Genomic DNA, 22,108 nt, shown 5'->3' on the forward strand with positions numbered 1-22,108 from the left:
ACCATGGCATCTGCTTTCGACTACGCACCGGCTCCCGAGTCCCGCTCGGTCGTCGACATCGCGCCGTCCTACGGCCTGTTCATCGACGGCGAGTTCACCGAGGCCGCCGACGGCAAGGTCTTCAAGACCGTCTCGCCGTCCACCGAGGAGGTCCTTTCCGAGGTCGCCCGCGCGGGCGCCGAGGACGTGGACCGCGCCGTGAAGGCCGCGCGCAAGGCGTTCGAGAAGTGGTCGGCACTGCCCGGCTCCGAGCGCGCCAAGTACCTGTTCCGCATCGCCCGGATCATCCAGGAGCGCAGCCGCGAGCTGGCCGTCCTGGAGACCCTGGACAACGGAAAGCCGATCAGGGAGACCCGCGACGCGGACCTCCCCCTGGTCGCCGCGCACTTCTTCTACTACGCGGGCTGGGCCGACAAGCTGGACCACGCCGGGTGGGGCGCGAACCCGCGTCCGCTGGGCGTCGCGGGCCAGGTCATCCCGTGGAACTTCCCGCTCCTGATGCTGGCCTGGAAGATCGCCCCGGCGCTCGCCACCGGCAACACGGTCGTCCTGAAGCCCGCCGAGACCACGCCGCTCTCCGCGCTGTTCTTCGCGGACATCTGCCGCCAGGCGGGCCTGCCCAAGGGCGTCGTCAACATCCTTACGGGATACGGCGACGCGGGCCAGGCCCTGGTCGAGCACCCCGACGTCAACAAGGTCGCCTTCACCGGCTCGACCGCCGTCGGCAAGGCGATCGCCCGCTCGGTGGCCGGGACCGACAAGAAGGTCACCCTGGAGCTGGGCGGCAAGGGCGCCAACATCGTCTTCGACGACGCCCCCATCGACCAGGCCGTCGAGGGCATCGTCACCGGCATCTTCTTCAACCAGGGCCAGGTCTGCTGCGCGGGCTCGCGCCTGCTGGTCCAGGAGTCGGTCCAGGACGAGCTGCTCGACTCGCTCAAGCGCCGTCTGTCCACGCTGCGCCTCGGCGACCCGCTGGACAAGAACACCGACATCGGCGCCATCAACTCGGCCGAGCAGCTGGCCCGCATCACCGCGCTCACCGAGACCGGCGAGGCGGAGGGCGCCGAGCGCTGGTCCGCCCCGTGCGAACTGCCCTCGGCGGGCTACTGGTTCGCCCCGACGCTCTTCACGAACGTCACCCAGGCGCACACCATCGCCCGCGACGAGATCTTCGGCCCGGTCCTCTCCGTGCTGAGCTTCCGCACCCCGGACGAGGCCGTCGCCAAGGCCAACAACAGCCAGTACGGCCTGTCCGCCGGCATCTGGACCGAGAAGGGCTCGCGCATCCTCGCGGTGGCGGGCAAGCTCCGCGCCGGTGTCGTCTGGGCCAACACGTTCAACAAGTTCGACCCGACCTCGCCGTTCGGCGGCTACAAGGAGTCGGGCTTCGGCCGCGAGGGCGGCCGGCACGGCCTGGAGGGCTACCTCGATGTCTGAGACTCCGACGCGTCTGAGTGTCTTCAAGACCTACAAGCTGTACGTGGGCGGGAAGTTCCCGCGTTCCGAGAGCGGCCGGGTGTACGAAGTGGTCGACAGCAAGGGCAAGTGGCTGGCCAACGCGCCCCTCTCCTCCCGCAAGGACGCGCGGGACGCGGTCGTCGCGGCCCGCAAGGCGTTCGGCGGCTGGGCGGGCGCGACCGCGTACAACCGCGGCCAGATCCTCTACCGCATCGCCGAGATGCTGGAGGGCCGCAAGGACCAGTTCGTGCGCGAGGTCGCCGAGGCGGAGGGCCTTTCGAAGTCCAAGGCCGCCGCGGTCGTGGACGCGGCCATCGACCGCTGGGTCTGGTACGCGGGCTGGACCGACAAGATCGGCCAGGTCGTGGGCGGGGCGAACCCGGTCGCGGGCCCGTTCTTCAACCTCTCCACCCCCGAACCGACCGGTGTCGTCACGGTCCTGGCCCCCCAGGACTCGTCCTTCCTCGGCCTGGTCTCGGTCGTCGCACCCGTCATCGCGACCGGCAACACGGTGATCGTCATCGCCTCCGAGAAGGCGCCCCTGCCGGCGCTCTCGCTCGGCGAGGTGCTGGCCACCTCCGACCTGCCGGGCGGCGTCGTCAACGTCCTGTCCGGGAAGACGGCGGAGATCGCGGCGCCGCTCGCCGCCCACCAGGACGTCAACGCGATCGATCTGACGGGCGCCGACGCCGAGTTGGCGCGCGACCTGGAGATCGCGGCGGCGGACAACCTCAAGCGCGTGCTGCGCGCCAAGGCCGTCGACTTCACCGCGGACCCGGGCACCGAGCGCCTCACCGCGTTCCTCGAGACCAAGACGGTCTGGCACCCCACGGGGTCGCTCGGCGCCTCCGGTTCGGCGTACTGAGCCGTGCGAAGGGCCCCCGGCGTCACGGACGCCGGGGGCCCTTCGCGCATCCCTCAGCGGGACAGCAGCCCGGCGACCTGGCCCGCGAGCGGCAGGTCCTTGAGCGCCGAGCCGCTCGTCAGGACGCCGGTGGCGGCCGTCGTCGACACCGGCTTGAAGTCCGCGATCTGGGTGCCGACCCCGTTGGTCAGCGGGTCGACCCCGGTGTTGGCGAGCGGGTCGAGCCGCAGCCCCATCGCGGGGCCGACGGCGTGACCGACCGCGCCGGTCAGGCCGTGCGCGGCCGCCGTCAGGTCGGTGGTCGACGCACTCTGACCGGCCGCGGGAACCGGGGCGGCCTGGGCTGCGGAGCCCGCGCCCGCCAGGGCGGCACCGGCCGCCGTGACGGTGAGCCCGGCGCTCAGCAGCGCCCGGCGACGCAGGCTTCTGGCGGGCCTGGGGGCCTCGTGTTGTCCCATGGGATCCCACTCACTCTCGTCCGAAGGCGTGTAATCGCGCGATCGCGAAGCGTAGTTGAGATGTGATGCTGGATACCAACGGCCTCCCCGAGGGGTCCCACGCACGGGTGCATGGCCCACACTGGTGTCCCGTGAGCTCATCTGCCATTCCGACGCGCGTCGTCCTGCTCTCGGGGCCCTCAGGCTCCGGCAAGTCGTCCCTCGCCGCCCGCACGGACCTGCCCGTGCTGCGCCTCGACGACTTCTACAAAGAAGGTGACGACCCGACCCTGCCGGTGGTGGCGGGCAGCACGGACATCGACTGGGACTCCTCGCGGTCCTGGGACGCGGACGCCGCCGTCGCCGCCATCGTCGAACTGTGCCGTACGGGACGCACCGAGGTCCCGGTCTACTCGATCGCGACGAGTTCCATCACCGGCACCGCCGCGTTCGGCATCGACCGCACCCCGCTGTTCATCGCGGAGGGCATCTTCGCCGCCGACATCGTGACCCGCTGCCAGGAACTCGGCGTGCTCGCGGACGCGATCTGCCTGCGCGGCCGCCCCTCGACCACCTTCCGCCGCAGGCTGCTGCGCGATCTGAAGGAGGGCCGCAAGTCGGTGGCGTTCCTGCTGCGCCGCGGCTGGCGCCTGATGCTCGCCGAGCGCGCGATCGTCACCCGCCAGGCCGCCCTCGGCGCCCACCCCTGCGGCAAGGAGGAGGCGCTCGGCCGCATCGCGAGCGCGGCGGCGGGCCGCTGCCGCACGGCGGCCGTCGCCTGAGGCACGCACACGATGAAGCGGCGGGGCCGATGGCCCCGCCGCTTCCCCCGTTCCCCCGTGAGCGGTCCCCGTGTCCCCCCGTGGACCACCCGCGTCCCCTCCCCCAGACCTTCAGGCCACCAGCTCGCCGAAGGACTCCTCCTCGTCACGCCCGAAGCTGAGGACCTCGTCCTCGCGCAGCCGGCGCAGCGAGCGCCAGATGCTGGACTTCACCGTGCCGACACTGATGTGCAGTATGTCCGCGATCTCCGGGTCGGTACGACCCTCGTAGTAGCGCAGGACCAGCATCGTGCGCTGCAGTTCGGGAAGGCGGGCCAGCGCCTGCCAGAGCACCGCGCGCAGTTCGGTGCCGCGCATCGCGTCCGTGTCGCCGGCCGTCTCCGGCAGCTCCTCGGTCGGGTACTCGTTCAGCTTGCGCCGCCGCCAGGCGCTGATGTGCAGGTTGGTCATGGTCCGGCGCAGATAGCCGCCGACCGCCGCCTTGTCGCTGATGCGGTCCCAGGCCCGGTAGGTGGAGAACAGCGCGCTCTGCAGCAGGTCCTCCGCCTCGAAACGGTCACCGGTCAGGTGGTAGGCGGTGGCGTACAGGGAGGCGCGGCGCTCCTGGACGTAGGCGGTGAACTCCGCCTCCGACAGGCTGCTCCGCTCCCCCGGGGCCGCCCGGTACGCCGCCTCCCCGTTTCCCTGCGGATTGTTCCCCGCGGCCGGAACCGCGGGGGCGTCAACGACCGTCATGTAAGACGTGTGCTGACGCCCGGCGCCGCGAGCGCACCCCCGTACCCCCGCGCCGGCGCCGGACTTCTCGGTGCTCCGTACGACGTCGTGGAGACGCGTCACAACTGCGCTGGAGTTGGTGCTGTGCAGTGCTTTCATCTCGCGCCCCCCGTCGGTGGAGTCTTTTCATCGGCTTGCCCGGCTACGAGGAAGAGCTTGCCCGGGCCACTTCATCGGGGTGTCCGTCGAGTGTCACAGGGCTGTCACAGCGGCCTGTGAACGCGGTGTCGCGGGTCAGGGGCCGGACGGGGGTCGTACTCCTCTCCCCCATGGGCCAGAATGACCTCTGTGCCTTTCCTGTTGCTGATCGAGGACGACGACGCCATCCGCACGGCCCTCGAACTCTCCCTGTCACGCCAGGGCCACCGTGTGGCCACCGCGGCGACGGGAGAGGACGGCCTGAAACTGCTGCGCGAGCAGCGGCCCGACCTGATCGTGCTGGATGTGATGCTGCCCGGGATCGACGGCTTCGAGGTGTGCCGCCGCATCCGGCGCACCGACCAGTTGCCGATCATCCTGCTGACCGCGCGCAACGACGACATCGACGTGGTGGTGGGGCTCGAATCCGGGGCCGACGACTACGTTGTCAAGCCGGTCCAGGGGCGGGTCCTCGACGCCCGGATCCGGGCGGTGCTGCGTCGCGGCGAACGCGAGGCCACCGACTCGGCGGCGTTCGGCAGCGTGGTGATCGACCGGGCCGCGATGACCGTCACCAAGAACGGCGAGGACCTCCAACTCACGCCCACCGAACTGCGGTTGCTGCTCGAACTGAGCCGTCGGCCGGGCCAGGCGCTGTCCCGCCAGCAGCTTCTGCGGCTCGTCTGGGAGCACGACTACCTGGGCGACTCGCGCCTGGTGGACGCCTGTGTGCAGCGGCTGCGGGCCAAGGTCGAGGACGTGCCGTCGTCGCCGACGCTGATCCGCACGGTACGCGGCGTGGGCTACCGCCTGGACACCCCCTCGTGAGCCTGACGCACCACCCCCGCACCCCTGTTGAGCAGGCCCGGTGAAGCGGACCATACTCGCCGGCCTGCGCTGGACCAGCCTGCGGCTTCGCCTCGTCGTGGTGTTCGCGCTCGTCGCGCTGACCGCGGCCGTCTCCGCGTCCGGCATCGCGTACTGGCTCAACCGCGAGGCGGTCCTGGTCCGTACGCAGGACTCGGCGCTCAACGACTTCCGCCAGGGCATGCAGAACCGGGCCGCCTCCCTGCCGCTCCAGCCCACCGAGCACGATCTGCAGGTGTCCGCCAAGCAGATGGCGGACAGCAGCAACTCCCGTTACAACGTGCTGCTCGTGGCCGAGCGGGCCCCGGGCAAGCCGATCGCGGGGGCGTCCAACGTGGACGACTTCACGCTCGACGACGTGCCCGCCTCGCTCCAGGAGGCCGTCGAGAAGAAGCAGAAGGTCACCCAGAGCAACGCCTACCCGTACCACCTGTTCTGGCAGCGGATCACGCTGCACGGCCGCCCCTACCTGGTCGGCGGCACGAAGATCATCGGTGCCGGGCCGACCGGCTACATGCTGGCCCCGCTCGACCAGGAGCGGCGCGACCTCAACTCCCTTGCCTGGTCGCTCGGCATCGCCACCTTCCTCGCGCTGCTCGCCTCCGCGCTGCTCGCGCAGGCGGCCGCCACCACCGTGCTGCGGCCGGTGCAGCGGCTCGGGGACGCGGCCCGCAGGCTCGGCGAGGGCAAGCTCGACACCCGGCTCCGCGTGTCCGGGACCGATGAACTGGCCGATCTCTCAAGGACGTTCAACCGCACGGCCGAGAACCTGGAGAAGAAGGTCACCGACATGAGCGCGCGCGAGGAGGCCAGCCGCCGCTTCGTCGCCGACATGTCGCACGAGCTGCGTACGCCGCTGACCGCGCTGACCGCCGTCGCCGAGGTCCTCGACGAGGAGGAGGACAGCCTCGACCCGATGATCGCGCCGGCGGTGCGCCTGGTGGTCTCCGAGACCCGGCGCCTGAACATCCTGGTGGAGAACCTGATGGAGGTCACCCGCTTCGACGCGGGCACCGCCCGCCTGGTCCTCGACGACGTGGACATCGCCGACCAGATCACCGCGTGCATCGACACCCGGGCCTGGCTGGACGCCGTCGAACTGGACGCGGAGCGCGGCATCATGGCCCGCCTCGACCCGCGCCGCCTGGACGTGGTGCTCGCCAACCTGATCGGCAACGCCCTCAAGCACGGCGGCTCCCCGGTGCGCGTCTCGGTCCGCGTGGAGGGCGAGGAGCTGGTGATCGCGGTACGCGACCACGGGCCCGGCATCCCCGAGGACGTACTGCCGCACGTCTTCGACCGGTTCTACAAGGCCAGCGCCTCGCGGCCGCGCTCGGAGGGCAGCGGGCTCGGCCTGTCCATCGCGATGGAGAACGCGCACATCCACGGCGGTGACATCTCCGCCGCCAACTCGCCCGAAGGCGGCGCCGTGTTCGTGCTGCGGCTTCCGCTGGACGCGACCCCGGCCACCGCCGAGACGTCGGAAGGGGACGCGGCGCAGTGAGAGGACTTCACCGCCGGGCAGCCGTCGCGCTGGCCGGGCTGCTCGCGCTGGGCGCCACCGCGACCGGCTGCGGCATCCGGCCCACCTCGGTCCCGGTCGACGCCGGTCCGGCGCCGTCCCGGGTGCCGTGCGAGGTGCCGGACAACGCGGTCACCCCGCAGTTCGAGGGCGTCACCGTCGAGGTCTACCTGGTGTGCGGGGCGCAGCTGGTCACCACCCAGCGGTCGGTGCGGATCCCCGAGAACAAGGGCGCCCAGGACCGGCTCCGCTTCGCGCAGGCGCTGCTCGACGAGCTCATCGCGCAGCCCGCGGGCGACGAGAAGGACGCCGGGTTCACCACGGAGGTCAAGGGCCCGCTCACCGTCACGGCGGCCCGCAGATACGACCCCGCCGGCGCGCTGCGCCTGAGCCGCAACCCGGAGGACCTGTCCGCGCTCGCCCTGTCGCAGGTGGTCTGCACGTACGCCGAGAACACGCCGACGGCGCCCGGCAGCCAGCAGGTGGTGCTCGGCGGACCCGGCGAGGACCCGGCGCGCGGCTACACCTGCACCTCGGAGATGAAGTCCCGCCCGGACAGCGCGGCGACGCTCGGCGACATTCCGCGCCCCAGCCGCAGCTCGTAGCGTGGGGTGGGCCGAATCACCCCGGCCGCGGCGGAACCGTTCCCGCCGGGGCCGGCGTCTTGGGGGGCGTGCAGCAGCGTCAATGTCAAGACGGCAGCGCCGTCATCCGGTTCCGCGTTGTCGGTGGCGTCCTCCTCCTCGCGCATCTGCTGCTCGTGGCGTGGACCTCGCTGCGGCCACGCGACGTGATGTGGGTGACGGCCACCAATCTGACGCCCCTCGCCGGCATCAAGGCCGACCTCGCGCTCGGCCCGTTGCAGGCCGCGCACCAGATCGGCGAGGGCCTGCTGCTGCTCGCCCCGCTGGGGGTGCTGCTTCCGATGGTGGGCGGCCGTCTCCAGGTCTCCCCGCTGGCCTCCCTGGTGCGCACCGTGCTGGCCGGGGCGCTGATCTCGCTCGGCATCGCCCTGCTGCAGACGGCCGTGCCGGGACAGGTGCCCGATGTGGACTCGCTGCTCCTCAACACCGCGGGCGTGGCCCTCGCCCACCTCGCGGTGGTGCCCGCGGGCCGGCGCAATCTCCGTCGCAGGAACCAGCGCGAGCAGGCCGCCCCCGTCCTTCGGGAGGACACGGCTCAGGGACGTACCCCGACAATTCCCAGGGTTGGGATAGCCCCCTAGTCCGACGCCCCGGCGGCGCCCGGCCGGGAGCATGGAGACATCACGAGGGAGCCCGGTCAGAGCGGCTCCCGCACTCCAGCTCCGAAGGAGCCCGTCATGAGCGCCCCACTTGTCCGCCCGACCGAAGGCCGCCGGATCGGCGGGGTGTGCGCAGCGCTGGCACGGCGCTTCGGCACCTCCGCGACCACGATGCGGGTGATCTTCCTGGTCTCGTGCCTGCTGCCGGGACCGCAGTTCCTGGTCTATCTGGCGATGTGGGCCCTGATCCCCGCCGAGAAGTCGCCGCGCACCGCCTGGTAGCCGGATCGGCGGTCAGTCCTCGACCGTCCGGGTCAGCTTGGCTAGCTGCCCGTCGGCGATGTCGTGCGGCACGGTCACCGCGGCCGCACGCCCGGACAGGTCGATCGCCATGAAGCGCACGATGGTGGCGCCGTCACGCACCACGACGATGTGCACGGGGGCCGGCGCGCCCTGCGCGAGCGCGGAGGCCGTCCAGCTGACCGACTCGTCACCCTTCACCTCGTACGCCGTCACGCGCACGTCCTGGTAGGCGGCCCGGTGGCCGTCGAGGACCGTGCCGAATCCGGTGCCGCAGCGCGCCAGGGCCGTCCGCAGCCCGTCGATCAGGTGCCGGGCGTCGGGCGCCGCGTACGCGGACAGTGAGGCCGACACCGCGAGGCCGGGCATCCGCCGCGAGCCGAGGCCCCGGCTGACCGTCGCACGGGCCCGGTCGTCGGGGGCCCCGCCCATCACCTCGGCCAGCGGCGCGCAGGCCGCGCGGTCCGCTCGCGGGGTGCCCCGGGTGTCGTCGGGCGAGGGGGCGCCGGAGATCTCGTAACCGGGTACGTCACCGGCACTGAGGGCGGCCCGCTCGAGCGCGGTCGGCGTCCGGGTGCCGACGGATGCGACCGGCGGGTCCGGCGGCCCGGTGCAGGCCGCTGCGGCGAGCAGCGCGGTCACGGTGAGCACCGCCGCGCGGGCGGCCGCCTTCGGACGCATGATCAGGACCCTACTCAGACACCGCCGGGGCGCACACCCGGCTCACGGGTGTGCGCCCCGGCGGGACGCGGTGCGGGGGTTCAGCCGGTGAGGCCGCCGCTCGTCAGGTTGCTCGCCACGGGGCCGGTCGGCAGCGAGTCGGTGGGCAGGCCGCCGAGCAGGCTGCCCACCGGGTCGCTGGACGTCTTCTTCTGTCCGCCCGCCAGCGCCTCGGGAGAGGCCGCGGGCAGCACCTTGGACGCGGTGCCGAGCGGGGTGCCCGCGGTCACGGTCGACAGCGCGCCCAGGGCCGCTGCCGAGGGGACGGCGGAGGCCGTCCCGGCGGCAGCGGCGGCGAAGGCGGCACCGAGGGCAACGACACCGAGCGTCTTGGCAGACTGCTTCATCAGAAATTCGTCCTTGGGGAGGGAAAGGTGAGCGGCTCGCCAAGGTAGTCAGCGGACCACCCGGTCCGCAAACATGTGGAAACGGCCGCGAGTTCACACTCACGGCCGTTTCCCTATACCTAAGATCAGTTGCCGGTTGCCGCAGAACCGCTGGTCGTAGCGGTCTGCTGGAACAGCCATTCGGACTTCAACTCGGCATAACCGGGCTTGATCACGTCATTGATCATGGCCAGTCGTTCATCGAAAGGAATGAATGCTGATTTCATCGCATTGACCGTGAACCACTGCATGTCTTCCAGTGTGTAGCCGAAGGCTTTCGTCAGATGCTCGAATTCCTGGCTCATGCTGGTGCCCGACATCAGCCGGTTGTCGGTGTTCACGGTGGCCCGGAAGTGCAGCTTGCGCAGCAGCCCGATGGGGTGGTCCTCGTAGGAGGTGGCGGCGCCGGTCTGGAGGTTCGAGGTGGGGCACATCTCCAGCGGGATCCGCTTGTCGCGCACGTACGAGGCGAGCCGGCCGAGCTTCACGCCGCCGTCCTCGGCGACCTCGATGTCGTCGATGATCCGCACCCCGTGGCCGAGCCGGTCGGCGCCGCACCACTGGAGCGCCTGCCAGATCGACGGCAGGCCGAAGGCCTCGCCGGCGTGGATGGTGAAGTGGTTGTTCTCGCGCTTGAGGTACTCGAAGGCGTCGAGGTGACGGGTGGGCGGGAAGCCCGCCTCGGCGCCCGCGATGTCGAAGCCGGCGACGCCCGAGTCCCGGTAGGAGTTGGCGAGTTCGGCGATCTCCAGGGCGCGGGCCGCGTGCCGCATCGCGGTGAGCAGCGCGCCCACCCGGATGCGGTGGCCGTTCGCGCGGGCCCGCCGTTCCCCTTCGCGGAAGCCCTCGTTGACGGCCTCGACGACCTCTTCGAGGGTGAGGCCCTGCTCCAGGTGCTGCTCGGGCGCGTAGCGCACCTCGGCGTAGACGACGCCGTCCTCGGCGAGGTCCTCGGCGCACTCGGCGGCGACGCGGAACAGCGCGTCGCGGGTCTGCATGACGGCGCAGGTGTGCGCGAACGTCTCCAAGTACCGTTCCAGGGAGCCCGAGTCGGCGGCCTCGCGGAACCAGACGCCGAGCTTGTCGGCCTCGGTCTCGGGCAGGCCTTCGTAACTTGTCTCGCGGGCGATGTCGATGATGGTCCCGGGACGCAGACCCCCGTCGAGGTGGTCGTGGAGCAGCACCTTCGGGGCACGGCTGATCTGATCCGGGCTGGGTACGGATGCGGTCTGGCTCGTCATCTGCGCACTCTAGCCCCTACGCGCGTAGATCACCCGGCGTCCGAACCCCGTCGATACGTAACAGTGACCGTGCGGACGGGTGGAGTACACCCTGGCTTCTGAGACTGTTCTGCCATGGCACAGCAAGCGATTCCCCTGCCTGCTGCCCGGCTGGGACGGGCCGTCGGCGCGACCGGCGCCGGCGCGACGGTCAGCGGTGTGGTCCTCGTGCTGCCGGACGGCGACCCCGTCTCGGCACGTCGGCCCTCCCCCCTCGCCTACGCGGCCGCGCTGCCGCTGGCCCGCAGGCTGGCCAGGGACGGACGCGAGGAGGGCCTGGTGGCACACGTCGTCCGCTACCGGGGCCAGGGCTGGAACGGCGGCGACGCACGGCTCGCCACGGACGCGGAATGGGCCGCGGACGAGGTCGTACGGCGCTACGGAGACGTCCCGGTGTGCCTGGCCGGGCACGGCATGGGCGGCCGGGCCGCACTGCGCGCGGCGGGCCATCTCGCCGTCAACTCCGTTCTGGCGCTGGCCCCTTGGATCCCCGAGGACGATGTGGCGGCCGACCCGGAGCCGGTGAAGCAGCTGGTGGGCCGGCGCGTGATGATCGTGCACGGCACCAACGACTCACGCAGCGATCCGGAGCTTTCCTACCGGCTCGCCGAGCGCGCCAAGAAGGCCAACCGGGACACCTGCCGCTTCGAAGTCCACTCCGACGGGCACGCGATGCGCCAGCACCGGGCCGAAGTCCACGCGCTGGCCGTCGACTTCGTCTTCGGCGCGCTCTTCTCGCGCCCCTACGCCCGCCCGGTCACCGACGCGTTCGCCGCGCCACCGCCACTGGGGCTCCGGATGCCGCTGGCCGCAGGGTTCGGCAAGTCCCTTCATCCGTAAGGGAGTTGGCGAGAAGCGTCGGGCTACTCCGGGATCAGCTTGCCCCGCCGGGACAGCAGGAAGGCCTTGAAGGCGGCCACCGGCGGGGTGTCCGGGTGGCCGTCCAGCCAGGCGACCCCGATCTCGCGCACCGCGCGCGGGGCGGTCACGGTCAGCTCGACGACGCCCGGCCGGGCGACCGCGGGCGGCGGCAGGAGCGCGACGCCGAGCCCGGCCGCGACCAGGCCGCGCAGCGTCTCGGCCTCCTCGCCCTCGAAGGCGATGCGCGGCGCGAACCCGGCCTCCGCGCACAGGTCGTCCGTGATGCGCCGCAGTCCGTAGCCCGGCTCCAGGGTCACGAACGCCTCGTCGGCGGCCTCCGCGAGCCGCACCCGCTTGCGGCTCGCGAGCCGGTGGTCGTCGGGCACCACCAGGCGCAGCCGCTGCTCGTCCAGGCGCCGGGCCGCGAGGTCGGGCGCGTCCGGCACGGGCGAGGTCAGACACAGGTCGAGCTCGCCGGCCCGCAGCCGCTCGATCATCGCCTCGCCGTAGTTCTGCACGAGGGTGAAGCGGATCCGGGGGTGGTCGACCCGGAAGGCGCGGATGAGGCCCGGCACGGTCTCCGAGCCCATGGTGTGCAGGAAGCCGAAGGCGACCTTGCCGGCCGCCGGGTCGGCGTCCGCGCGCACCGACTCCGCCGCCCGGCCGACCTCCGCGAGCGCCCGCTCGGCCGAGCCGAGGAAGGTGCGGCCGGCCGCCGTCAGCGAGACGGTGCGGCCCTTGCGCGCGAACAGGGCTACGCCGAGGTCCTCTTCGAGGCGGACCATGGCGCGCGACAGGGTCGACTGGGGCACCCCGAGCTCATGGGCGGCGCGGGTGACGTGCTCGTGCCGGGCCACCCCGGCGAAGTAGGCGAGGCGTGGCGCCAATGCCATCGCCATGTCTTCTTCGTAACTGTTCGATGACACGCGCGCCTCTGACCTTTGCTGATGCGGGAGTGGATCGATTGTCTCCCATCTGTGCATTGGACGCATAAACACGCCGGGCCTACGGTCGTCGTATGCCTCCCGCCAGTACCGGGGCGTCCACCACCGTGGCCGCCTCCCCCTCGCCGTCCCCGCTCCAGCTCACCCCCGGCGCCGCCGGCTACCGCCGGATGAGCTTCGCGCTCTTCGCCGCCGGTGTGGCCACCTTCGCCCTCCTCTACTCCACCCAGGCCCTGCTTCCGCTGATCTCCGCGGACCTCGGGGCCACGGCGAGCGCGGCCAGCTGGACGGTGTCGGCGGCGACGGGCGCGCTCGCCCTGTTCGTGCTGCCGCTGAGCGCGCTGTCCGAGCGGTTCGGACGCACCCGGATGATGACGGTGTCGCTGGCCGTCGCGGTGCTCGTGGGCCTGCTCGTCCCCTTCGCTCCGAACGTCGGCTGGCTGGTGGCGCTGCGCGCGGTGCAGGGTGCGGCGATCGCGGGCCTTCCCGCCTCGGCGATGGCGTACCTGGCGGAGGAAGTGAAGCCGAAGGCGCTGGTCGCGGCGATCGGCCTGTTCGTCGCGGGCAACTCCATCGGCGGCATGAGCGGACGCATCCTGACCGGCTGGGTCGCGCAGGCCTGGGGCTGGCGCGCGGCGCTGCTCTCGGTGGGCGCACTGGCCGCGGTGTGCGCGGTGGTGTTCCGGCTGCTCCTCCCCAAGGCCCGCAATTTCACGCCCGGTTCACTGAACCCGCGCGCCCTGGCCCGCACGGTGCGCGGCCACCTCGCCGACCCGCTCCTGGTCCGGCTGTACGCGATCGGCGCGCTGTTCATGACGGTGTTCGGCGCGGTCTACACGGTGATCGGCTACCGCCTCACCGCGGCGCCGTTCAACCTGCCGCAGGGCCTGATCGGCTCGATCTTCCTCGTCTACCTGGTCGGCACGGTCTCCTCCGCCGCGGCCGGCAAGCTGGTGGCCCGGGTGGGCCGGCGCGGCGCCCTGTACCTGGCGGTGTCCACGACCGCGGCGGGCCTGCTGCTCTCGCTGGCCTCCTCGCTGCCCGCGATCCTGGCGGGCCTGGTCCTCATCACGGCGGGCTTCTTCGCGGGCCACGCGGTCGCCTCCTCCTCGGTCAGCCACACCGCCAGGCACGGCCGCGCCCAGGCCTCCGCGCTCTACCAGTCCGCCTACTACCTGGGATCCAGCGCGGGCGGCACGCTCGGCGCGGTCGCCTTCCACGCGGGCGGCTGGCCGGCCACGGTGCTGCTCGGCATCCTGGCGGTCCTGGGCGTCGTCTCGGTCACCCTGTACGGCTCCCACGCGGCCCGCGCCGAGCGCCGCACCCACGGTCTGCACCTGGCACACGCCCGTCACTGACCTGCGCGTTCTTCGGTTCACGCGCGATTGTCAGTGGGGTCGGGTAGCTTCCGAAGTGCTGGCATTACACGGCACGACGCGGGGTGGACCGATGAGTGATCTGGCAGCGGCGGCGGATCTGGACGTACGCCTCGAAGAACACCGAAGAGAGCTGACGGGGTACTGCTACCGGATGCTCGGCTCGGCCTTCGAGGCGGAGGACGCGGTGCAGGACACGCTGGTGCGGGCGTGGCGCAGCATCGACAAGTTCGAGGGCCGCTCCTCGCTGCGCTCGTGGCTGTACCGCATCGCGACCAACGTCTGCCTGGACATGCTGACCGCGGGCAACAAGCGGGCCCGTCCCATGGACCTGACGGCGGCGACGCCGGTGGCCAATGCCCAGCTCAACTCCCGCCCGGAGGTGACCTGGCTGGAGCCGGTGCCGGACGGGCGGGTGCTGCCCACCGTCGAGGACCCGGCCGAGGCGGCGCTCGCCCGCGAGTCGGTGCGGCTCGCCTTCGTCGCGGCGCTGCAGCACCTGCCGCCCAAGCAGCGCGCGGTGCTGATCCTGCGCGAGGTGCTCGCCTGGAAGGCGGCGGAGGTCGCCGAGCTGCTCGACACGAGCGTGGCATCGGTCAACTCGGCCCTCCAGCGGGCCCGTTCGACACTGGCCGAGTCGGAGCCCAGGGAGTCGGACGCGGCGGACCCGCTGGACGAGGAGCAGCAGAAGCTCCTGGAGCGCTATGTGGCGGCCTTCGAGGGTTACGACATGACGGCGCTCACCGCCCTGCTCCACGAGGACGCCACGCTGTCGATGCCGCCGTACGACCTGTGGCTGCGCGGCCACGACGACATCGTGGGCTGGATGCTGGGCGTGGGCGAGGTCTGCCGTGGCTCGCGCCTGATCCCCACCGTGGCCAACGGCACCCCCGCCTTCGCCCACTACCACCCGGACCCGGCCGGGGGCTTCACGCCCTGGGCCCTGATGGTGATCGAGACGCACGACGGCAAGGTGTCCGGCATCTGCTCGTTCCTGGACACGGACCGCTGGTTCCCCCTGTTCAGCCTCCCGGCCCGGCTGGACGCGGAGGGCAACCCGGAGACGCCGTAGGGCGCCCGCTAGTCGCCCCCCAGCCCCGTCAGCTCAAGCAGCGCCACAAGGCCGGCCCCGGCGTTGCGCATACGGACCCGCCGTCCGGCCCGCCGGGCGGTGAGCCGCAGCCGGGCCACGGCCTCGACGGCGGCGAGGTCGGCCCGGGTCACCGCGGCAAGGTCACACACGACCTCCACGGCCCCGCCTCCGTACAGCCCGCGCAGCCGCTCGCACAGATGCGGCACGTCGGCGAAGGTGAGGGGGTCGGGGACGACGAGGACGGGGTGCGGCTCCGGGGGGTCGGTGGCTTCCACAACGGTGAGACCGGGGCGGGGCGCGGAACTCATCGGTGGAACGCGCCCAACCCGGGCGGGGCGCGGCGCCCCGAGGGGCGCGGGGAACTGCGCGACCAGCCACGGTCGCTCGGCAGCCGCGCACCGCGCCAAGCGAAGCACTGAGGCAGCCCCGACCGACCAGCCCGGTCATGCCCTAGTCGACAGGAAACAACCCCGTGTCCAGGGCCAGGCCGAACGGCTCGGGAAGCCGGATCACCTCACCGAACTTGGCCGTATGCAGAACCCGGTAGACATCTCCCTTCGGCTCGCCGTAGAGAGTCGCCGTGGGGCCGGCCGGAGCCCAGCGGTCGATGAGGAGGTAGAGCGGCACACCCGCCGCGGCATGGCCCGCCGCCTTCGTCACGCGGTCATGGACCGCGTTGGCCTTTGAGGTGATCTCCACGACCAACTCGGCTGCGGCCGCCGAGATGTAGCTACCGGACCCTTCGTGCAAGAGGGCCTTCGGCACCACGGCGAGGTCGGGGATGTACAAACCGCTGCGGGAGGGCACAGCCGCTCCCAGCGTCTGGTAGATCCCCCAGTCTTCGGGGATGGCCCCGTACAAGCGCCGCTGAACAGTGTCGGCGATGTCGTTGTGGGCATTGGACGGCGGTGGTGACACGGTGACGATCCCCTCGATGATCTCCACCTTGCAGCCCTCGGGCCAGTCCGTCCCCTCCCAGAGGCGGACGACGTCGTCCCAGCCCTGGCCGGGGTCGTGGCCAACCGTGAGTGCGCTCATGGCGGTCTCCCTACGTCGGTTCGTCACGCAGTCCAGCATGCCGAACGGGACCGGCACAGGTCCACCGGTCCCGTTCACCCATACGAGGGCACCCCCCTGGAAAGCCCAGGTCAGGCGATACGTTCCCGCACGATCGGGGTCGCCGAGAACGCCGTGCCGGCCGGGGCCACGTCGTAGGAGCCGGCCACCGACTCGAGCGCGTACTCGAACTTCTCCGGCGTGTCCGTGTGCAGCGTCAGCAGGGGCTGGCCCGCGGTGACCGTGTCGCCGGGCTTGGCGTGGAGTTCGACGCCCGCGCCCGCCTGGACCGGGTCCTCCTTGCGGGCGCGGCCCGCGCCGAGGCGCCAGGCGGCCACGCCGATGTCGTACGCGTCGAGGCGGGTCAGGACGCCCGAGGAGGGGGCGGTGATGACGTGCTGCTCGCGGGCGACCGGCAGGGTCGCGTCCGGGTCGCCGCCCTGGGCCGCGATCATCCGGCGCCACACGTCCATCGCCGAGCCGTCGGCCAGGGCCTTCGCCGGGTCGGCGTCCTTGATGCCCGCCGCGTCCAGCATCTCCCGGGCGAGCGCGATGGTGAGCTCGACGACGTCGGAGGGACCGCCGCCCGCCAACACCTCGACGGATTCCCGGACTTCGAGCGCGTTGCCCGCGGTCAGGCCGAGCGGGGTGGACATGTCCGTGAGGAGGGCCACCGTCTTCACGCCGCTGTCCGTGCCCAACGCGACCATCGTGGACGCCAGTTCACGGGCGTCCTCGATGTTCTTCATGAACGCGCCGGTGCCGACCTTCACGTCCAGGACGAGCGAGCCGGTGCCCTCCGCGATCTTCTTCGACATGATGGACGAGGCGATCAGGGGGATCGCCTCGACCGTGCCCGTCACGTCGCGCAGCGCGTACAGCTTCTTGTCGGCGGGGGCCAGGCCGTCGCCCGCCGCGCAGATGACCGCGCCCGTGGTGTCCAGGACGTTCAGCATCTCCTCGTTGGAGAGCAGCGCGCGCCAGCCGGGGATGGACTCCAGCTTGTCCAGGGTGCCGCCGGTGTGGCCGAGGCCCCGGCCCGAGAGCTGCGGCACGGCCGCGCCGCAGGCGGCGACCAGCGGGGCGAGCGGCAGGGTGATCTTGTCACCGACGCCGCCGGTGGAGTGCTTGTCGGCGGTCGGGCGCGAGAGCGAGTCGAAGTTCATGCGCTCGCCGGAGGCGATCATGGCGGCCGTCCAGCGGGCGATCTCCGTGCGGTTCATGCCGTTGAGGAGGATCGCCATGGCCAGCGCGGACATCTGCTCGTCGGCGACCTCGCCGCGCGTGTACGCGTCGATGACCCAGTCGATCTGCTCGGGAGACAGCTCGCCCCGGTCTCGCTTGGTGCGGATGACGGAGATGACGTCCATGGCATTCCTTCCGGCTTGGTGCACGTTACGTGCGCGACTCTACGCGCATAGAGGGATGTTGAGAGTGCGGCCCCCGCACCGGGGTGCGAGGGCCGCGAGGTTACTTGAGGTGGTCCGGGCCGAAGGCCTGGGGCAGCATCTCGGACAGCTTGAGAATGCCGGCCGGGGTCTCCAACAGGAGCTCGGGACCGCCGAATTCGAAGAGCAGCTGGCGGCACCGGCCGCACGGCACGAGCACGTCGCCGTGCCCGTCGACGCAGGTGAAGTGCGTCAGGCGGCCGCCGCCGGACAGCTGGAGCGCCGAGACGAGTCCGCACTCGGCGCACAGGCCGATGCCGTACGAGGCGTTCTCGACGTTGCAGCCGGTGACGGTGCGCCCGTCGTCGACCAGGGCCGCGGCCCCGACCGGGTAGCCCGAGTACGGCGCGTACGCGCGGGACATGGCCTCGCGCGCGGCCGTGCGCAGGGCCGCCCAGTCGGGCGCCGGCGTCACTTGCCCTGGCCCTTCCGGTAGCGCATGCCGTCCGCCTTGGGCATCCGCAGACGCTGGGCGGAGAGCGAGAGGACGAGCAGCGTCACGACGTACGGGGTCGCGCCGACGAAGTCGCCGGGCACGTCGTCGGTCAGCAGGTACCAGACCAGGATCAGCACGGCCATCACCGCGCTGATCGCGGCCTGGAGCATGGCCTTCTTGTACAGCTTCCAGCCCGCGAGCGCCGCGAGCAGCACGACGAGCAGGAGCAGCAGGGCGTGCACGGTGGTGCCGCCGTTGCGCAGCTGGAGCGCGTCGGAGAAGCCGAACAGGCCGGCGCCCATGGCGAGCCCGCCCGGACGCCAGTTGCCGAAGATCATCGCGGCGAGACCGATGTAACCGCGGCCGCCGGTCTGGCCCTCCAGGTAGATGTGCGAGGTGACCAGGGCGAGGAACGCGCCGCCGAGGCCGGCGAGGCCGCCGGAGACGGCGACCGCCGCGTACTTGTAGGAGTACACGTTGACGCCGAGCGATTCGGCCGCGATCGGGTTCTCGCCGCAGGAGCGCAGGCGCAGGCCGAAGGCCGTCTTCCACAGCAGCCACCACGTGCCGACGAACAGCGCGACGGCGATGACGGTGACCCAGGAGACCTCGGTGACCAGGCCGCCGAGGATGCCGCAGATGTCGGAGATCAGGAACCAGTGGTGGTTCTGGACCGACTCCAGGCCGGAGGACAGGCCCGGGATGGTGAAGCTGGGCAGCGAGTCGGCGGGCGGCGACTGCTTGGGGTTGCCGCCCTTGACCTGGGCCTCGCCGCCGTTGAAGAACAGCTTGGCCAGGTACTGCGTCACGCCGAGCGCGAGGAGGTTGATCGCGACACCGGAGACGATGTGGTCGACGCCGAAGGTGATGGTGGCGACCGCGTGGATCAGACCGCCCAGGACGCCGAAGCCGATGCCCGCGAGCAGACCGAGCCAGGGGCTGGACTGCCAGCCGACCCAGCCGGCGCCGAAGGTGCCGAGGATCATCATGCCTTCGAGGCCGATGTTGACCACGCCGGCCCGCTCGGACCACAGACCGGCCAGGCCGGCGAGCCCGATCGGCACCGCGAGGCCGAGCGCGGCGCTGATCTGGCCCTCGCTGGTGAGCTGGTCGGCGCCGGTGATGATGCGTACGGCGGAGACGAGGATCAGCGCACCCGCGATGATCATCAGGACCTGCGCGAGGGAGAACTTGCGCTTGGCGTTGCCCCGCTTGACCCCGGCCGGAGGCGGTGGGGTCGTGGTCGTTTCGGTCGTGACGCTCATGCCGTCACCTCCGTCTCGGTCTTGGCGGCCTGGGCCGCGAGCTCGGCGCCGACGCGCTGCTGCTGGCGCTTGAGGCCGTAACGGCGGACGAGTTCGTAGGCGATCACGACGCACAGGACGATGACGCCCTGGATCACGCCGAGGATCTCCTTGTCGTAACCGATCACTTCGAAGTGGCCGGTGGTGCGCTCCAGGTAGCCCCAGAGCAGCGCGGCGAGCGCGACGCCCACCGGGTGGTTGCGGCCGAGCAGGGCGATGGCGATGCCGGTGAAGCCGAGGCCGAGCGGGAAGCTGTTGTCGAACTGGTGGCTGTCGTTGAGCAGCGTCGGCATGCCGACGAGACCGGCGACCGCACCCGAGATGATCATGCTGGTGACGATCATCTTCTTGACGTTGGCACCGCTGGCCGCGGCCGCGGACTCGGACTGGCCGACGGCCCGCAGGTCGAAGCCGAAGCGGGTGCGGCCGAGCGTGAACCAGTACGCGACGCCGACGAGCACGGCGACGACGATGAAGCCCCACAGCTGTCCGGCCGGGCCCATGTCGATGGTGAAGAACCAGGACGAGTTGGGCAGCGGCTTGGTCGAGACGAGCGTGCCCGCCTCGTCCAGCTGGCCGAGCCGGTCGGGCTGGAGGAGATAGGCGATGATCGCGGTCGCGATGGCGTTCAGCATGATGGTCGAGATGACCTCGCTGACACCCCGGGTCACCTTGAGGATGCCCGCGACCGCCGACCACATCGCGCCGACGAGCATGGCGACGACGATGATGATCGGGATCTGCACGATGCCGGGCAGGCTCAGCGCGCCGCCGACCACCGCGGCGAGGAAGGCCGCCAGGCGGTACTGGCCGTCGACGCCGATGTTGAACAGGTTCATCCGGAAGCCGATGGCCACCGCGATGCCCGCCAGGTAGTACGTCGTCGCCTTGTTGAGGATGTAGACCTGGCTGTCGCTCGCCGAGCCGTACGACAGCATGTCGTTGAAGGCCGGGAAGGGGTTCCTGCCGGTGGCGAGGATGACCAGGGCGGTGACGACAAGGGCCGCGACGAGCGCGAGCACGGGGGCCGCGATCGCGAGGAGCAGCTTCTCCTTGTCGATGCGGGAGGTGAGCTTCTTCATCGGTCCTCTCCCCCAGTGTTCTGCTGGTGCTCCAGGTGGCCGCTGGCGGCACCGGTCATGGCGGAGCCCAGTTCCTCGGGGGTGATCGTGGCGGGGTCGGCGTCGGCGACCAGACGGCCCCGGTACATCACCCGCAGGGTGTCGGACAGGCCGATCAGCTCGTCCAGGTCGGCGGAGATCAGGAGCACGGCGAGGCCCTCACGGCGGGCCTCGCGGATCTGGTCCCAGATCTGCGCCTGGGCGCCGACGTCCACGCCCCGGGTGGGGTGCGCGGCGATCAGCAGCTTGGGGTTGTGGCTCATCTCGCGGCCGACGATCAGCTTCTGCTGGTTGCCGCCGGACAGGGACGCCGCGGTGACCTCGATGCCGGGGGTGCGCACGTCGTACTCGCGCACGATCCGCTCGGTGTCGTTGCGCGCGGCCTTGTTGTCGAGGAGGGGGCCCTTGGAGTTGGGCTTCTCGGTGACGTGGCCGAGAATCCGGTTCTCCCAGAGGGGCGCCTCCAGGAGCAGGCCGTGGCGGTGGCGGTCCTCGGGGATGTAGCCGATGCCGTCCTCGCGGCGCTTGCGCGTCGGGGCGGTCGAGATGTCGGTGGTGTCGAGCGTGATGACGCCGCCGTCGGGGATGCGCATGCCCATGATGGCCTCGACGAGCTCGGCCTGGCCGTTGCCCTCGACGCCGGCGATGCCGAGCACCTCACCCTTGTGAATGGTGAAGGACACCGAGGACAGCACCTCGCGCACCACCCCGTCGGGGTCGGTGGCGGCCAGCCGCAGGTCGCCGACCTGGAGCATCGGGACCGTGGTGACGGTCGACTCGCGGGTCTCGGGCGAGGGCAGTTCGCTGCCCACCATCAGCTCGGCGAGCTGCTTGGTGGTGGTGGTGCGGGGGTCGGCGGTGCCCACCGTGGTGCCGCGCCGGATCACCGTGATCTCGTCGGCGACCGAGAGGACCTCGCCCAGCTTGTGCGAGATGAAGATGACGGTCAGGCCCTCGGCCTTGAGCTCGCGCAGGTTGTCGAAGAGCGCCTCGACCTCCTGCGGGACCAGGACCGCGGTCGGCTCGTCGAGGATGAGGGTGCGGGCGCCGCGGTAGAGGACCTTGAGGATCTCCACGCGCTGGCGGTCGGCGACCCCGAGGTCCTCGACGAGGGCGTCCGGGCGGACTCCGAGGCCGTACGCGTCCGAGATCTCCCTGATCTTGTTGCGGGCCTTGGAGCCGATGCCGTACAGCTTCTCGCCGCCGAGGACGACGTTCTCCAGGACGGTCAGGTTGTCGGCCAGCATGAAGTGCTGGTGGACCATGCCGATGCCGAGCGCGATGGCGTCGGCCGGGCTGGAGAAGGAGGCCTGGGTGCCGTCGATGGTGATGGTGCCCTCGTCCGGCTTCTGCATGCCGTAGAGGATCTTCATCAGGGTCGACTTGCCGGCGCCGTTCTCACCGCACAGCGCGTGCACGGTGCCCTTGCGGACGGTGATGTCGATGTCCTTGTTGGCGACGACACCGGGGAATCGTTTGGTGATGCCGCGCAGTTCGACGGCGGGAGGGCTGGACGCGTTGATGGCGCACTCTCCTCGTGGGCAGGAGCGGGGGGCGGGGAGCTTCCGGGGAAGCCTGGAAGCGCACTGGGCCACCGGCCGGACGCCCGGCCTAGTAGTTCAGCACACTCCTGGCGCGCCAACTCCGGCCTACGCGCGTAGAGTTGACACTTCGTTATGGCCCGGTGAGGCAGG

24 protein-coding genes are annotated in these 22,108 nt (G+C 71.4%); 11 read left to right on the forward strand and 13 right to left on the reverse strand.

The genetic code is table 11. The annotated features are described in order from the left end of the window. Positions 1 to 3 precede the first annotated feature (3 nt). Together ACFYZA_RS12125 and ACFYZA_RS12130 are read left to right on the forward strand one after the other, a co-directional pair. A complete protein-coding gene (locus ACFYZA_RS12125; RefSeq protein WP_388489690.1) occupies positions 4 to 1,440 on the forward strand; it encodes an aldehyde dehydrogenase family protein in 1,437 nt (478 codons plus the stop codon). Beyond that, complete coding sequence (locus tag ACFYZA_RS12130) at positions 1,433 to 2,326, forward strand: aldehyde dehydrogenase family protein (RefSeq protein WP_382599336.1); 894 nt, start codon at positions 1,433 to 1,435, stop codon at positions 2,324 to 2,326. The genes ACFYZA_RS12125 and ACFYZA_RS12130 overlap by 8 nt, the downstream gene beginning before the upstream one ends. A 53-nt stretch (positions 2,327 to 2,379) precedes the next feature. On the opposite strand, the gene ACFYZA_RS12135 is transcribed toward ACFYZA_RS12130, so the two are convergent. After that, positions 2,380 to 2,784 (reverse strand): hypothetical protein, encoded by a 405-nt coding sequence (locus ACFYZA_RS12135; RefSeq protein WP_382591972.1) that lies wholly within the window; start codon positions 2,782 to 2,784, stop codon positions 2,380 to 2,382. Between the two features lie 65 nt (positions 2,785 to 2,849). Here ACFYZA_RS12135 and ACFYZA_RS12140 point away from each other — a divergent pair, with 65 nt between their 5' ends. After that, positions 2,850 to 3,545 carry a uridine kinase gene (locus ACFYZA_RS12140; protein WP_382591969.1) on the forward strand — a complete coding sequence of 232 codons (696 nt, stop codon included), beginning with the start codon at positions 2,850 to 2,852 and terminating at the stop codon, positions 3,543 to 3,545. 111 nt (positions 3,546 to 3,656) lie between these two features. On the opposite strand, the gene ACFYZA_RS12145 is transcribed toward ACFYZA_RS12140, so the two are convergent. Next, positions 3,657 to 4,418 (reverse strand): SigE family RNA polymerase sigma factor, encoded by a 762-nt coding sequence (locus ACFYZA_RS12145; RefSeq protein ID WP_388489694.1) that lies wholly within the window; start codon positions 4,416 to 4,418, stop codon positions 3,657 to 3,659. Positions 4,419 to 4,607: 189 nt separating this feature from the next. Here ACFYZA_RS12145 and afsQ1 point away from each other — a divergent pair, with 189 nt between their 5' ends. From afsQ1 to ACFYZA_RS12170, 5 genes are all read left to right on the forward strand, one after another. After that, positions 4,608 to 5,285 (forward strand): two-component system response regulator AfsQ1, encoded by a 678-nt coding sequence (gene afsQ1, locus ACFYZA_RS12150; RefSeq protein WP_189762146.1) that lies wholly within the window; start codon positions 4,608 to 4,610, stop codon positions 5,283 to 5,285. A 40-nt stretch (positions 5,286 to 5,325) separates the two neighbouring features. After that, positions 5,326 to 6,828: an ATP-binding protein gene (locus ACFYZA_RS12155; RefSeq protein WP_382591963.1), complete on the forward strand. Its 1,503-nt coding sequence runs from the start codon at positions 5,326 to 5,328 to the stop codon at positions 6,826 to 6,828. Continuing rightward, positions 6,825 to 7,451 carry a hypothetical protein gene (locus ACFYZA_RS12160; RefSeq protein ID WP_382591960.1) on the forward strand — a complete coding sequence of 209 codons (627 nt, stop codon included), beginning with the start codon at positions 6,825 to 6,827 and terminating at the stop codon, positions 7,449 to 7,451. The genes ACFYZA_RS12155 and ACFYZA_RS12160 overlap by 4 nt, the downstream gene beginning before the upstream one ends. Before the next feature lie 68 nt (positions 7,452 to 7,519). Next, entirely contained in the window at positions 7,520 to 8,071 is a 552-nt protein-coding gene (locus ACFYZA_RS12165; protein WP_388489698.1) for a VanZ family protein, read from the forward strand. A 96-nt stretch (positions 8,072 to 8,167) separates the two neighbouring features. Continuing rightward, positions 8,168 to 8,371, forward strand: coding sequence for a PspC domain-containing protein (locus ACFYZA_RS12170; RefSeq protein ID WP_382591954.1), 204 nt, complete (start codon positions 8,168 to 8,170; stop codon positions 8,369 to 8,371). Between the two features lie 12 nt (positions 8,372 to 8,383). Here the strand turns inward: ACFYZA_RS12170 and ACFYZA_RS12175 are convergent, their stop codons facing one another. The 3 genes from ACFYZA_RS12175 to ACFYZA_RS12185 all read right to left on the reverse strand — a co-directional run bounded on the left by ACFYZA_RS12175 (position 8,384) and on the right by ACFYZA_RS12185 (position 10,736). After that, positions 8,384 to 9,070, reverse strand: a complete 687-nt coding sequence (locus ACFYZA_RS12175) for a hypothetical protein (RefSeq protein ID WP_388489701.1) — start codon at positions 9,068 to 9,070, stop codon at positions 8,384 to 8,386. A gap of 80 nt (positions 9,071 to 9,150) precedes the next feature. Further along, on the reverse strand, positions 9,151 to 9,456 hold the full coding sequence (locus ACFYZA_RS12180; protein ID WP_382591948.1) for a hypothetical protein: 306 nt from the start codon (positions 9,454 to 9,456) through the stop codon (positions 9,151 to 9,153). Between the two features lie 125 nt (positions 9,457 to 9,581). Then, entirely contained in the window at positions 9,582 to 10,736 is a 1,155-nt protein-coding gene (locus ACFYZA_RS12185) for an adenosine deaminase (protein WP_388489704.1), read from the reverse strand. A gap of 114 nt (positions 10,737 to 10,850) precedes the next feature. On the opposite strand from ACFYZA_RS12185, the gene ACFYZA_RS12190 reads away from it, so the two are divergent. Then, positions 10,851 to 11,615, forward strand: coding sequence for an alpha/beta hydrolase (locus tag ACFYZA_RS12190; RefSeq protein ID WP_382591942.1), 765 nt, complete (start codon positions 10,851 to 10,853; stop codon positions 11,613 to 11,615). Between the two features lie 23 nt (positions 11,616 to 11,638). On the opposite strand, the gene ACFYZA_RS12195 is transcribed toward ACFYZA_RS12190, so the two are convergent. After that, positions 11,639 to 12,535 carry a LysR family transcriptional regulator gene (locus tag ACFYZA_RS12195; protein WP_382591939.1) on the reverse strand — a complete coding sequence of 299 codons (897 nt, stop codon included), beginning with the start codon at positions 12,533 to 12,535 and terminating at the stop codon, positions 11,639 to 11,641. 119 nt (positions 12,536 to 12,654) lie between these two features. Here ACFYZA_RS12195 and ACFYZA_RS12200 point away from each other — a divergent pair, with 119 nt between their 5' ends. Beyond that, positions 12,655 to 13,938, forward strand: coding sequence for an MFS transporter (locus ACFYZA_RS12200; RefSeq protein WP_388489706.1), 1,284 nt, complete (start codon positions 12,655 to 12,657; stop codon positions 13,936 to 13,938). 91 nt (positions 13,939 to 14,029) lie between these two features. Then, positions 14,030 to 15,028 carry a sigma-70 family RNA polymerase sigma factor gene (locus tag ACFYZA_RS12205; RefSeq protein ID WP_388489709.1) on the forward strand — a complete coding sequence of 333 codons (999 nt, stop codon included), beginning with the start codon at positions 14,030 to 14,032 and terminating at the stop codon, positions 15,026 to 15,028. A gap of 8 nt (positions 15,029 to 15,036) precedes the next feature. Here ACFYZA_RS12205 and ACFYZA_RS12210 read toward each other — a convergent pair whose 3' ends face one another. The 7 genes from ACFYZA_RS12210 to ACFYZA_RS12240 form a co-directional block, all read right to left on the reverse strand. Next, positions 15,037 to 15,357 (reverse strand): STAS domain-containing protein, encoded by a 321-nt coding sequence (locus tag ACFYZA_RS12210; protein WP_382591930.1) that lies wholly within the window; start codon positions 15,355 to 15,357, stop codon positions 15,037 to 15,039. 142 nt (positions 15,358 to 15,499) lie between these two features. Then, positions 15,500 to 16,087, reverse strand: coding sequence for a Uma2 family endonuclease (locus ACFYZA_RS12215; RefSeq protein ID WP_388489711.1), 588 nt, complete (start codon positions 16,085 to 16,087; stop codon positions 15,500 to 15,502). Positions 16,088 to 16,197: 110 nt separating this feature from the next. Continuing rightward, positions 16,198 to 17,475 (reverse strand): thymidine phosphorylase, encoded by a 1,278-nt coding sequence (locus tag ACFYZA_RS12220; protein ID WP_388489713.1) that lies wholly within the window; start codon positions 17,473 to 17,475, stop codon positions 16,198 to 16,200. 100 nt (positions 17,476 to 17,575) lie between these two features. Continuing rightward, complete coding sequence (locus ACFYZA_RS12225) at positions 17,576 to 17,968, reverse strand: cytidine deaminase (protein ID WP_382591921.1); 393 nt, start codon at positions 17,966 to 17,968, stop codon at positions 17,576 to 17,578. Continuing rightward, positions 17,965 to 19,254: an ABC transporter permease gene (locus ACFYZA_RS12230; protein ID WP_382591918.1), complete on the reverse strand. Its 1,290-nt coding sequence runs from the start codon at positions 19,252 to 19,254 to the stop codon at positions 17,965 to 17,967. The genes ACFYZA_RS12225 and ACFYZA_RS12230 overlap by 4 nt, the downstream gene beginning before the upstream one ends. Next, a complete protein-coding gene (locus ACFYZA_RS12235) occupies positions 19,251 to 20,375 on the reverse strand; it encodes an ABC transporter permease (RefSeq protein ID WP_382591915.1) in 1,125 nt (374 codons plus the stop codon). Before ACFYZA_RS12235 ends, ACFYZA_RS12230 begins: the two co-directional genes overlap by 4 nt. After that, the gene (locus ACFYZA_RS12240) at positions 20,372 to 21,907 is read right to left on the reverse strand and encodes an ABC transporter ATP-binding protein (protein WP_382592005.1); all 1,536 of its coding nucleotides are present in this window, start codon (positions 21,905 to 21,907) and stop codon (positions 20,372 to 20,374) included. Before ACFYZA_RS12240 ends, ACFYZA_RS12235 begins: the two co-directional genes overlap by 4 nt. Positions 21,908 to 22,108: the final 201 nt, after the last annotated feature.

It is taken from the genome of Streptomyces sp. NPDC001828 (assembly GCF_042892175.1).
Classification (GTDB): Bacteria; Actinomycetota; Actinomycetes; order Streptomycetales; family Streptomycetaceae; genus Streptomyces.